A 12,257-nucleotide genomic window follows, 5' to 3' on the forward strand; every position below is an offset into this window, starting at 1 on the left:
ACGCCGTCTCCGCGGCGCGGGGTAGCGCGGTCTGGCATGCCCAGCACGCTAACAGGCAACAGAAACTCAAGCCCGCCCGGCCTCCCGTTACCCTTCCTGCGTGACTCTCGATCCGCGCAGGACGTTTACGCGCCAAGAGACTTGGCGTGCATGGCGGCTGCAGGGGTGCGTCTGCAAGATCTGTCGCCGCGCCGTTCCGTTCGACCTCATGCAGGGCGACCACGTCGTGCCATGGAGCCGAGGCGGGCGCACGAGCATCGAGAACCTTCAGGCGATCTGCGGGTCGTGCAATCTACGGAAGGGAAGCACCCCGCAGCAGGTCACGAGTGCACGATTCTCCGTCGACCGGATCCGTGCGAGCACCGCCGAGTTGCGGCCTTGGCAGGTGGAGGCCATGCCGCTCGTGATGAGCCACCTGGGGCACGAGCCGGTCCTGGTCGAAGCGTGCCCCGGTGCAGGTAAGACGCGGTTCGGCCTGGAGGTGGCCCACGAGTTGGTGGCCCGCGGCCAGGTCTCACGCGTTCTGGTAGTCGTCCCTTCGCTGGCGATTGCGGACGGCTGGTCACAGGCCGCATCATCGGCGACGCCGAATTCTCCGACCCTGCCACTGCGAACCCAGCGTGACTGGCGGTCCGTCGATCCCATCGGGGACGAGTGGCTGGGGGCGATCATCACCTACCAGTCGCTGTTCGCGGCGACTGAGATGTTCCTGGCCCACGCGACGGACCCGGGCCATCGCACTCTGGTCATCTTCGACGAGGTCCACCATGCCGGCGCCAAGGCGGCCTGGGGCATCTCCGCGCAAGAGGCCTTCGCTGCCGGGGCCTGGGGAATCCTGTCGCTCTCGGGCACGCCCTTCCGGACCGGCCGCGACCCCATCGCTTTCGTCCCGTCCGAGCACGGGAACGCCCGCCCGCACTACCGCTACTCCTACGACCGGGCCATCACAGATCGCGCCTGCCGACCGGTCCAGTTCGTTGAAGCCCGCGGCGAGACGACATTCCGGACTGCCAACAACGAGGTCCACTCGGTCACATTCGACGACACTGAAGTGACCCAGACCCGAGAGCGCGAGCGACTGCGCGCAGCAATCGAGTGGGTCGGCGCAAGATCCATCGCTGAACAAATGCTGCAGGACGCGAACCAATACCTACTCGGCCTCCGCGCCCGCGGAGACACCGACGCGGCCGGACTGGTCGTGTGCATCGACTGCGACCACGCCGCCCGCGTCGCCGACCACATGGCCTCCCATATATTGGGGTTCCGGCCAGTCGTCGCCTGCTCCAGGCTCTTCGACGAGAACGACCCAGACCCGGCCAATGCGATCCGGTTCTTCCGCACCTCGCACGATCCGTGGATCGTCGCGGTGAACATGGTCTCGGAAGGCGTGGACATCCCTCGGCTGCGCGCCGTCGTCTACTTGACCAACCGCCTGACTCTGCTCTCGTTTCGCCAAATCGTCGGACGCGTTGTACGCACCGACCCCGCCAATATCGACGACCACGGACGCGTCTACATCCCTGCCGACCCCAGCCTGCTCGACATGGCTCGGCACATCACCGAGAACGCGGACCTGCTTCCGCCACCGATCGTCATCATCACCGACGGAGAACGGGCCCTCCGGATCGGCGGAGAGAACGGAACCGGGGAGCCCAGGAGTTCCTTCGAGGCGCTCGGAACAGTTGGCGAGCAGGGCAACGCCTTCGACACCCATGGCCGTGAAGCACGCGCCGTCCTGATCGCCTGTGCTCGGCTGTTCATCGAACGCGAGGGCTTGACAGGCACTGACCCCGAATCCCTGGCACTGGCCGCTGGCGACGCACCGGAGCTCCTCCAATCTCTCCTCTCGCTTCGCGAGGAGGGCTGATGAACGATCACCAGATGTCGGCTGCAATCACTCCGACCATCATCCTTGTCGGCGGCCCGATGACGGTCGACGACGGATCCTCTCTGGACTCCCGACAGCCCCTGATCGGGGACCCCGCATCTCATGTCACGCACTCCAGCCTCGCAACCTCTCAACTGTGGTGGATCACCGCGTCCTCCCTCGTTGGTCGCCTCCTCGACTCCGCCGGCGAAGGGTCTTTCGCCCTGCTGGTGGGCAACCGCTCCGTGGTCGAGCTGCGCCCGGACGACACACTGCGCAGAACTGGGCTTCGCTCGGTGCTACCCGGTGGATCATCCGAAGTGGAGCTGATCCGCACCGCCTGGGATGAGCCTCTGCCGGACGGCTACGCCTTCGTCCACAGGCTCCAGAACTGGAACAACCAGGTGATGGGCACGGTCGGATTCAAGCCCGGCGACCCGGCCAGCCGATGGCGCTTCCTGAAGGGAAGCGAGTTCTACCTCTCCGCGGCTGGGAAGGAGATCGGCGCCTCGGTCGTCATCGACACCAGCGAGACTGTCACCGGTAACGGCCAGCTCTCCTCCGGCCTTTTCACGGCCTTCGAAAAGCAGCGCCTCTACACGCCTGACAGCATCCTCGTCATGCCGCACACCCACCACACAGAATCCCTGCTCCGCAGCTATCTGGCATGGGTGCAGGCCGGCCGCCCCGACACCACGGAGATTCCCCCACCAGCACTCCCCTGGGGTCCCGCCGCTCCTCCCGACCCGGTCCGCTACACGACCCCCGTACCGGTCCAGGCGCACTTCGGCGTTACAGGTCTCGTCCGGGACGGCCGCTGGAGCGACCCTTCCAACCTGGAAGCCGCCCGTGCCCTCCTCCAGGCGCGCTATGACCTCAAGATCGGCATCTGGGACCTGGTTGGCAACCCGACCCTCCGGCGTGCACTGCTCGCACCGACGCCGCACGACCCAGCCCCCACACAATCAGCTCCCGTCCCTGCTGGCTCCGCCCAACGCGCCCAGAAGCGCGTCGCCGCGAAAATGTCGCAGAGGGCTGAACAGGAAGTCGCCCTACGCGCAATCGCCGAGCATCTTCAACCTTTGGAGGCACTGGGCTGGAAGCACAACGAGCACACGGGCAGCACCATGGTGCTACCCCTAACCGCTGACTACCGCCTCTGGCCCGACAGTGATCCCTGCCCGCTCGTGCGCCTGGAGTTCGAGATCGTCAAGCGCCAGTCAACGGTGCGCGTCTTCACTTCCATGTACAACCAGGTCGACATCACCGACTACGTCACGACCCGGCACGAGATCTTCGAGGAGATCGCCTCCCCGGACGGCTGTCAGCTGGATATGAGGGCACGGCCGATCCTATGGCGTGCACCTGTAGGGTGGGCAGACGACGGGGACTGGCATCAACGAGCGAGCGCCCTCGCAGGAAGGACCGCTCTCTGGCGCAAGGCCCTTCAAGATCTGTGCAGCCAGTGCCAACAGATCGTCGCAAAGCGGCGCGGCACGTCATGAGGCTTGTGACCGGCGCGAACTCTTTTTGATTCCCTAGACTTTGGGATGTGGCGCTGAACTACAGCAGTGGAGGCAGCGATGGGCTGCCCGACAACGCGAAGCCCGACTCCGAGATGGCGACGCTCCTTCCGACGCCAACCGAGTGGGTCACGGTCCTGGGAGCGGCACTCGCCGACGGGGTTGACTGGGGAATCGCCAGCTACTTGATTCCCCCCACAGCAAGGCAGCAGGCGCTTGCGGACTACTCCGGCGAATTCGGCTCGGGTGGCAGTGCCGGAATCAGCATCGCCTACCCGGAGAAGCGTGCGGTCTTCGAGGAAGGACTTGAGGACACCGACAGCCAAGCGGAGTTCTTCGTACAGCGACGCCATCACCACGGGCTGGCTGAGCCTTCGGTCGAATTCCGGCCTTCCTTTCTGTGGTACTTCGACGCGATCCCCCGCAGCGACGGGTTCTGGTACTACCTCGACGACGCTGGACGGGACCACGAGCTCGTACGAGTGCGCCGAACCGCCGAGGAGTTGCGCATCGACGTCGCGGCTCTCCCCCTGCGCCGGTACCTTGCCGCTCGGCAACGCCTACTGGTGGTGCAGCTGAACCGCATCACCCGCCTCGACCAGGTCCCCTCGCCTGCGATCGAGGCCACCGAGCGCACCGACCTGCGGCACTTCTCCTTCCACAGCGGAGACATCCATTCAGCTGACCGGCCCGGTTTCGTGAGACTGCTCGGCAAGCAAGTCGTTCTCCCCCTGGATGCAGCGCCCCCGGACCTGACGCGCCCGCATCCGTCATCGCCGAGGTTCCCCGAATTCACGATCGGCGTCGACCCGGGCACCGGGGAGCCGATCACGGTGATCTGCGACCCTGGCCAGCTGAGCAATTACTTCACCGATCGCGGAACCCCGCACTACCTGACCCGGGTGTACTTCCAGCGCGCCGTCCTGAACCGCTACACCTCCGAGCCATCCCGTTACCGCATCAGCGACAATCGGCTCTCCTGCCTCAGCTTCTGGAGCATGTCTATCGGCACCAACCCTGAGGGGCTGGTGGAGGTGTACCTCGGCGACCTCGGGCGCGACCTCCCGACGGAAGAGCGTGACCACTGGGTCAGCTTCAATGTGCCGCCCGGCGGAGGGCGAGATGACGTCCGCTACCGCCGAGACATCCTTGGTGAGTGGTTCGACGGTCCTCCCGACCCGCTGCGTGAGCTCTTCGCCGCCCGAGAGAGTTTCAGCACGGCCATGACCAGTCTGCTGGGCGAGCCCGTCTACAACCCCTGGAATACCGAGGACCAGATCGCCTTCGAGGGTCTGCACATGCCCACCACGAGCGAACAGGGCGAGGCCGACAATCTCATCCTGCGCCTGACGAAGGGCGTGGTCGACTACATCGACGTCAAGGCCGTGCGACACCTTCCTGGTGTGTCGGATCCCAAGGCGGCGAGCATCAACTGCCTGGACGCCTGGGTAACCACCAGCGACGCGGACGGCGAGGATCTCATCGGACCGTTGCGCCTCCTCCAAGGACTGCGGTCAACTGGATCAGCTCACGCCCGTGGCAAGAACTGGAACACCACCCTGGTCAGAGCCGGCCTCGAAAGCCTGCGGCCGGACCAGCAGTTCATCCAGATTCTTGGCCGCACTGCAGCTGCCCTCATGGGGCTGGCAGAACTTGCCGAGGGCCAGCGACAGCTGGGAGGAAGCGCATCGCCCGGTGCCACCTGAGGAGCCAAAGGAAGCCCGGCTACCACAAGGTGAGTGGGAGGCCTTCGAGTTCGGCGAGGCGGATTCGCTCGTCGATCAGGGCCGGGCCCTCGCCGAGCGCGAGTCCGACTCTCACGGCGCTCGCGATGGCGCGGGTTCGGCCGGCGGGGCCGCGTATGTCCGCCAGTGGCCCGCCGGGGTCGCGGTGGCGGTGTGCCCACTCTGCTCGGTTCTCGGCGGCGGTGCCAAGGCGCAGGTGGTGGGGGTTGACGCAGCCGTGGGAGTCGCAGCGGTGGCAGACGACCGGGTCCTCCGCCTCCGACCAGCCCACTCGCGGTATGACATCGTGCACGAGCTGGTAGGCGAGCAGGTGGGCCGGGACGGTTCCGCGTCGGGATACCCCCGGGAGACTCGCCGCGCGGAAACTGCCGTGCCCGGTGTCGCTGACCGCGCCGAGCCAGGGCCAGCACTGCTCGTCCCGCCGGACGTACCGCTTCGCCGCGAAGCGTGCCACGACGGTGGGGCTGTCCAGCCAGGAGCGCCAGAGCTCGGCAGACACTCGCACGGGAACCGGTTGTCCCAAGAGCGAAAGCTGAACCGCGGCGACCACCTCGGGCTTGTTGACCTCGGAACCGAGCAGGGACAATTGCACGGCCCTCATACCGGCTTCGGACGTCGCTGGTAGGTCGCTCGGCGACGCGAGCCTCTTCGACATGGGTTGCTCCGAGTGGATGCAGAACGATGATCAGGCAGTAGCTGCGGTCCGCGCTTTGGCGGACCGCAGCCGCGTGAGCTCACGCCTCATCTGTAAGCGAGTGCAGGATCTGGATGAGCCGGGTGGTGATCTGCTCATGGAGCTGGTCGAACTCGGCTTCCTCGTTCGGTCCGTTCGGCACAAGGCACGGCGAGCCGGCGAGCTGCTCGATGGCGTGGATGTGGCTGATGATGTCTCGGTAGAGCCCGACGGCGGTCCTGGTCGCGCTCACGGTCGGCGCCGCGAGGGGCGCTCCACCGAGCTCCCCGGCCGGTGGGTTGGCATCCGTCGGCGCCGTGTTCCCAGCCACCGGCCCGACCTGCGCCGCCCCGATCGGGGCCTCAATCAACGGTCCTGGTTGTGCACCTGGCCGCACGGCCGTTACCTCCCCGTGATCTCCTGCGAAATTTTGCAGGCCCGGTTCAGCGGGAGCTGCGAGCCGCGTCTGAGGAGTGGCGGGGAGGCGTGCTCGCTCCACCCGCGTCTCGACAAGCGAGCTCTGAGCAGTGATCAGCTGATGTGCAGCCTCGGTGAACTCGATCTGTTCGGCCTGCTGGCCCGCGCGCTTGAGGACCGCCTTGGCGATCTGGCCGGTGATCTGTGCCGTGAGGCGCACACCGTCCACCTGGGCGCGGGTGCGGAGTTGCTGGTAGAGCTCGGTGGCGGCGTCGAGGCCGAAGCGGGTGGTGACGGGGAGCAGGGCGCGGATGTGGGAGGCGGTGACGGGCTTGCCGTAGGCCTGGTTGAGGCGTTCGGCCAGGGGCCATTCCTCGATCATCTGGTAGCCGGTGCGCTCGCTGATCTCCCAGCGCTCGGTGATGTAGTCCTCGAAGCGGGCATGGGTGTGGCGATAGAGCTTCCCGTCGCGGATCGTCTGGAGGGCCTTGCCCGCGAGCCAAGTCGCGGTCGCGAGGTTCTCCACCGCGCGCTCGCACACGCCGAGGTCGTGGAGCTCGACCTCGCTCAATGGTCCGCTCCCCTGCCCGTCGACCGCTGTGGGGATCAGGTCGGAGGTGATCACGAGGTCCGCCGGCCTTGCCGTGGCCGTCATCGGCAAGGAAGGGTTCTGCCGGACAATCGCAGTGTGCTTGTCGGTGGTGCGGGCGCGCAGGGGCGCGCTGCGGTCGGTGGGGGTCACGACTGGTCTCCGATCGGGGACAGCAGGCCGAGGGTGGTCATCTCGGTGACGAGTTCGTCGTAGGCGGAACCGCGAGCCGTGACGGGCCGCAGCATGGACTGGGCATAGAGCTGGGCGTTGGGGATCGTGGTGGTGAAGACGTTCCAGCCGCGGTCGCGCAGGTAGTTGCGGTGGTCGTTGGTGGCCTTGGCCCCCGCGACGGTGCGGTTGAGCAGAACCCACGTCGCGGGCGGCTTGCCGTCCGGCCTCAGGACCGCGACGTCGTCGATGAGTTGATCCATCGGCAGGCGCTCGATCCGGTCGATGTCGGCGATGGTGGGCGCGGTGTTGAGGATGGCCAGGTCGGCGATGCGCAGGACGGACTGGACGATGGTGCGGTGGTCCTCGGCGTGGCCGCAGTCCACGACACCGATCTGACCGCGGTGCAGGGCGTGTGGGGCGTTCTTGTAGAACAGCGGGGAGGCCTGCTGAAGCACCGGGAAGGGGAACCCGCCGGCGCAGGCGTCCCATTCGGCGAGCTGGCGGCTGTAGTCAGCCTCGAATGCCGTGACCTGGTGGCCGCGTTCGTGGAGCGCGTGGCTGTGCCATCCGACCGAGGTGGTCTTGCCTCCGGTGCGCGGGCTGATGTGGGCAATGATCATGATCTTGGTCCGATCCTGTTGACGGGTCTGGAGTACTGCTGTTCATGAGCGCGGCTCATGGGGAGCGATCCCCGCGGGCTTCCGGTGCGGGCCGGTGCCCGGGCCGCAGTGCGGTCCCGGCCTGGTGCAGGAGTCGGTAGACCGTGCTGGTCGAGTAGCCGCAGCCGACCGCGAGCAGAGGGACGGAGGCCCCCGCTTCGTAGCGGGCCCGGAGGGTCCGCATCAGGTCCCGACGGGCTTGTCCGTCGGAGCGCAGGGCCCGGGTCTCGCTCGGTGAGCGCACGGCGGTGTTGGCCCGGGCGAGCAGCCGCCGCACCGTGCGGGGCGAGCAGTCGAAGACCGCTGCCAGGGCGGCGACGGAGGCACCCGTCTCGTACCAGCGCCGCATCTCGGCGGCGCGCTCGCTGCGGGCTGCGGCCTCTACGGGGTCGGCACGTAGGAGGCGCGTCTGCTGCGGGGCCCGCATCGGGGTGTCGACCAGGCGGAGCCGGTTGAGGACCGTGCTCTTGGACAGGCCGGTGGTGCGGGCGAGCTCGTTGACGCTGGCTCCGTGGCGGTAGCGGGCGGACAGGTCCAGCGCCTGCCGCTGGCGGGCTGCGGACCAAGTGGAGGAGCGGGTCGGGGTCATGCGGCGGTCTCCCAGGACTGGAGGGCGAGCGTGTTGGCGGCGACGAGTTCGTCGTAGGTGAGCTGGTCGCCGGGGCCGTGCAGGATCAGTCGGCCATCCGTCGCGACCCGCCAGCCGGGCACCAGCAGCCGGGTGACCGGGTCCAGGACGCTGCCGTCCGGGGTCCGCCAGTGGGCGGGGATCTCGTCGGCGCGCTGGGCGGGGATCAGGACGGTCTGGCCGTCGCGGACGATCGTCAGCGCGGGGGTGCGGTGCTCGGCCAGGACGGCCAGCGCGGCCCGATAGGCAGCGCGCTCGGCAGCATGGAAGGCCTTGCGGGCGGCTGCAGTCCCGGCGGTGCCGTAGGCGGCGGCGAGGCCGTCCCAGCCGGACGCTGGCCCGGTAACAGCCTGCGGACCGGCCGCGCCGATGCCTTCCAGGGCTCGGGTCGTCAGCGTCCAGGCGGAGTCGTTCTGCTGGACCAGGCCGTGGCCGTGGAGCCGCTGCAGCGTCCGGTACACCGTGGCGCGGGACACCGAGGACGAGGCCACCAACTCTGCGGCGCTCTGCCCGGGGTTGGCGTGCAGGGCACCGATGACCAGGAGGGCGGAGCTGCCAAGACCGGCGTAGGCGAAGGCGTCATTGGCCATGAGGCGGCCGATCACCCGGGAGTCGACGTCCGGGGAACCGGTTGTCTCAGGGGTAGACCACTGCCCTGGAGCCGTGCGGATGAGCCCCTGCGCGGCGCTCACCGCCGGACTGTTACCGACTCCCGATTCAACTTCGGTCTCGGGAGTCGCGGCAGTCTCAGGGGTGGACCACTCCCCAAGGGCCTCGTCGGGGGGGCACTGACTGGTACGGACACGAGACGGCAAAGGGCTGGCGGGGCCGTTGCCCAGGTACCAGGTAGAGCCCTCGGTGCCGTGGCCGACGCGCAGTCGGCGCAGCCACCCGCCGGGCTTGAGGACGGCCTCGTAGGCGTTGCGGAGGGTCTGCCGGGAGATCCCGGCCTCCTCGGCGGTCTGCCGCTCGCTGGCGGCGTGCAGGCGGCCGCCGGCGGTCTCGGCGAAGTTCAGGTGGGCCCGCAGCACCCGCAGGGCGGTGCGTCCGCGCTCCCCGCGCCACGGGGTGGTCTCGATCCGCTCGCGCAGGCCCACCAGGTCTTCGTGAGCGCCGTGCCGCGACCCGACGGAGACGGTGGCGGCGACCTCCGCGCTCGCGCTGGCCCAGACGCGGTCGATGTACGCGCGGGCGCGGGCCTGGCCGAAGCGAAGCTCGATGATCTGGGCGTGCCTGCCGCCCTCGTGGTCCGGGTGCAACAGCAGGCGGGTCAACTGGTCCGCGGTGCCGCCGGCGCGGGCCACGTGGCAGGCGATGGCCGCGGTGATCCGGTGGCCGTGGTCCGCCACGCCCTGGCGGTCCTCACGCCGGACGAGGGCCCCGCTGGAGCTCCGCCGGGTGTAGCTGCCGGTCGCGTAGCGGCCGGTGAGATCCCCCAGCAGGATCAGGTCGACCGCGGCGGGGGGAAGCCGGTCGAAGCCGAGCAGTGCGGGGTGACTGCCTCTGATTGCCTCTGACTGCCTCGAAGTTGGCAGAGCCATCTTGGGCGAGGCGAGTGATGAAGGGGTGCCGTCTGGCATTCTGGTGACGTCTCGCAAGGACGTGAACACCACCGCAGACCCGCCAAGATCACGGGTGGTGTCCGGGACCGACCTCCGATCGGTGCCAGCGAAGCCTCCAGGACGGTCATCCTGGGGGCTTTCGTGTTGCCTGGCACTGCTCGAAGGCAGACGTCACTCTCGCGGCGGGGCAGGAGGCCGCCGGAGGCGAGTCAGAGTGATTGCCTCTGACTGCCTCTGACTGCCTCCAAATCGACCGGGTCGAATCGGGGTCGAATCAGAGTGATTGGCTCTGACTGCCTCTGATTGCCTTCGACTGCCTCTGACTGCCTCCTGCAGCAGGTCAGAGCGGGTCCGATCCACATAAGCGCAGGTCAGAGCGGTGGGGCAGAAAAACCCGGCGTACAGGCCGACTCGTCCGCCGCCTGCGTTTCCGCAGGTCAGACCATATATCTGATCATTCAGGGAAGCTCGGGGCCAATTCGGGGCCAACGAGCCCAATTCTTGGTCCGCCACCGAGGGATGAACGGGCTGAGGAAGTCGTCCAAGTCCCGACGCGACGACAAGGCCACAGATCTGGAAGAGGACCTGGTCAAGCAGTCGACGGCGACATCTCATCGGCGGCGTCCCTGACCGAGCGAACCCTGCACCAGGGGCGCGCGGACGAAGAAGACAGAACCGCCGGTCAGGGGCGGCAACCGTCCGCACGCCGCCTGGACTGCCACTGTCGGCGCACCCACGAGAGCCACCCGGGACCGGCCGCCGGCGACCTCCTCTACTGGCGGCGCAAGCGCGAGCAGTGGACGTCGATCGCCGAACGCGCCCCGGACGACGTCATCGCTGACTACCTGCACCAGGTCTTCGCACCCACCGCCCGCGCCATCGACGGCCTGGAGAAGGCGCTCGTGACGCGGCCCTCGGCCTCCTCGACGACACTCTGGCCCTCGACCTGCGCCGGCCACAGGACTACTTCCTGCGGCTGTGGAGCCTGAACTTTCCCGCCGCCGACCTCGCCAGCGCTGCCACCGCGCCGGCGACGACCCTGGCAAAGACATGCTCACCGAAGGAGAACTGGCGTGACCGGACCCAGACCGGATCGGACCGCGGCCGCCATCGCAGCCAGGCGCCGCACCACCGAGAACAAGATCGGCCAGGTCCGGGCCGCATTGAGCCAAGACCATCGGCTGGCACCCGTCCTGACGCAGTTCCAGCTGGGCGCGCTCGCTCACTGCGGTGACCGTCACCGGCAGCGTCGTCTCCGGACAGGCCGCCGGGGGACGTCCGGCGAATCGGGGCGGTGCGCCCCCAGGTGGCCAGCCACGAGCATCCTTCTCCGCCTGGGCTGCAGCGAAGGCGCGGGCCCAAACGACCCACTCGGTCTGTGCGTCCGCGATCAGCGGGATGGCGGATCGCTGGGCTCGGGCGGGTTCGGACCGTCAGCGATACCCTCCGTCCGGCGGTACTTACGGGGAGCAGCCATGATGGATCCTTCCGGGTCTTCGATGTCTCCATCAAACCCGGGGCGATTCACTCAGCCCCTGCCGGATCGGCGACATCGCCCCCGCCGCCCTCGTCCTCAACGGCCAATGGAAGCGCTCTTCATTGAGAAAACCTCAGTAGCTCCTTGACCAGTCTTGAACGAGCTCCCACGTCGGAGGATGCTGCTCGCCGACAATCCACGTCCATTCCGGGAACTCGCCCAACAGGTTCGCGACCAGGAAGTCGCCGAACCCGCCGTCGAATTGAAACCAATACCCTGATCGGTTCCACGCGATGACCGGCCACTTGTTGGAGTCCGGATCGCCCGTGAGCCAGAAGAAGTGGTTGGCGCCGGGGGTGTTGCCCCAGGCGAGCAGTCCGCCCTCTTCCGGATACACGGGGTACGGATTCTCATCCGGTTCGTCCTCGTGCAACTCCGCGAGGTAGTCACTCATCCCGGAGGGTGCACCCGCTACCAGGCTGGCGAACCCCTCACGAGCGTCGCCCTCTCGGGCCGTGTCCCACTTGAGGCTGGGCGTCCAGATCAGCAACTTCTCGTTGATCTCGCCACAGCCGTAGAGGTCAGCGAAATCCCGGTAGTCGTCGGGAAACTGGAATCCTACCTCTCCTGGCGCAAGGTCCCAGGGGACAGCGGTGGGGCGTGTTGCTGGCGGCGGCATCATCGCCGCCAGCCGTTCGATCGCCGCGTGCATCACCGGCAGTACCCCGTATCGTCCCCGAGATTGACGTGCTTCCCATTTTTGAGGTTGGCATCGTTGCAGATGAACTCGCCGTCTTGCGTGCCCGGCGTGGGGTCTATCAGATTTGTGGTGGCTTGTCGGCTATTAGGCCTATTTGATCCTGCGTCGGATTGGTTCGGCTACTCGGATGCGTCCATTGGCGTGGTGAGACGTCCCTCGAACGCCATGTCGAGTTCGTTGAGG

At 67.7% G+C, this 12,257-nt stretch carries 9 protein-coding genes; 3 read left to right on the plus strand and 6 right to left on the minus strand.

The genetic code is table 11. The annotated features are described in order from the left end of the window. Window positions 1-100 precede the first annotated feature (100 nt). The 3 genes from ABIA32_RS30625 to ABIA32_RS30635 are packed head-to-tail and all read left to right on the plus strand — an operon-like array spanning window position 101 to window position 5,096. Window positions 101-1,867 (plus strand): DEAD/DEAH box helicase family protein, encoded by a 1,767-nt coding sequence (locus ABIA32_RS30625; protein ID WP_370102580.1) that lies wholly within the window; start codon window positions 101-103, stop codon window positions 1,865-1,867. After that, complete coding sequence (locus ABIA32_RS30630; RefSeq protein ID WP_370102583.1) at window positions 1,867-3,372, plus strand: hypothetical protein; 1,506 nt, start codon at window positions 1,867-1,869, stop codon at window positions 3,370-3,372. Before ABIA32_RS30625 ends, ABIA32_RS30630 begins: the two co-directional genes overlap by 1 nt. 47 nt (window positions 3,373-3,419) lie before the next feature. Next, the gene (locus ABIA32_RS30635; protein ID WP_370102585.1) at window positions 3,420-5,096 is read left to right on the plus strand and encodes a hypothetical protein; all 1,677 of its coding nucleotides are present in this window, start codon (window positions 3,420-3,422) and stop codon (window positions 5,094-5,096) included. Between the two features lie 19 nt (window positions 5,097-5,115). Here the strand turns inward: ABIA32_RS30635 and ABIA32_RS30640 are convergent, their stop codons facing one another. The 6 genes from ABIA32_RS30640 to ABIA32_RS30665 form a co-directional block, all read right to left on the minus strand. Continuing rightward, window positions 5,116-5,640 (minus strand): hypothetical protein, encoded by a 525-nt coding sequence (locus tag ABIA32_RS30640; RefSeq protein ID WP_370102588.1) that lies wholly within the window; start codon window positions 5,638-5,640, stop codon window positions 5,116-5,118. Window positions 5,641-5,869: 229 nt separating this feature from the next. Beyond that, window positions 5,870-6,967 (minus strand): hypothetical protein, encoded by a 1,098-nt coding sequence (locus ABIA32_RS30645; protein ID WP_370102591.1) that lies wholly within the window; start codon window positions 6,965-6,967, stop codon window positions 5,870-5,872. Further along, window positions 6,964-7,608: a plasmid partition protein gene (locus tag ABIA32_RS30650; RefSeq protein WP_370102594.1), complete on the minus strand. Its 645-nt coding sequence runs from the start codon at window positions 7,606-7,608 to the stop codon at window positions 6,964-6,966. Before ABIA32_RS30650 ends, ABIA32_RS30645 begins: the two co-directional genes overlap by 4 nt. 55 nt (window positions 7,609-7,663) lie before the next feature. Then, window positions 7,664-8,236, minus strand: coding sequence for a helix-turn-helix domain containing protein (locus ABIA32_RS30655; RefSeq protein ID WP_370102597.1), 573 nt, complete (start codon window positions 8,234-8,236; stop codon window positions 7,664-7,666). Further along, window positions 8,233-9,816, minus strand: a complete 1,584-nt coding sequence (locus ABIA32_RS30660; protein WP_370102600.1) for a MarR family transcriptional regulator — start codon at window positions 9,814-9,816, stop codon at window positions 8,233-8,235. The genes ABIA32_RS30655 and ABIA32_RS30660 overlap by 4 nt, the downstream gene beginning before the upstream one ends. Window positions 9,817-11,447: 1,631 nt before the next feature. Further along, window positions 11,448-12,026 carry an SMI1/KNR4 family protein gene (locus ABIA32_RS30665; RefSeq protein WP_370102603.1) on the minus strand — a complete coding sequence of 193 codons (579 nt, stop codon included), beginning with the start codon at window positions 12,024-12,026 and terminating at the stop codon, window positions 11,448-11,450. Between the last annotated feature and the right edge of the window lie 231 nt (window positions 12,027-12,257).

It is taken from the genome of Streptacidiphilus sp. MAP12-20 (assembly GCF_041262525.1).
In the GTDB taxonomy this organism is placed as follows: Bacteria; Actinomycetota; Actinomycetes; order Streptomycetales; family Streptomycetaceae; genus Streptacidiphilus.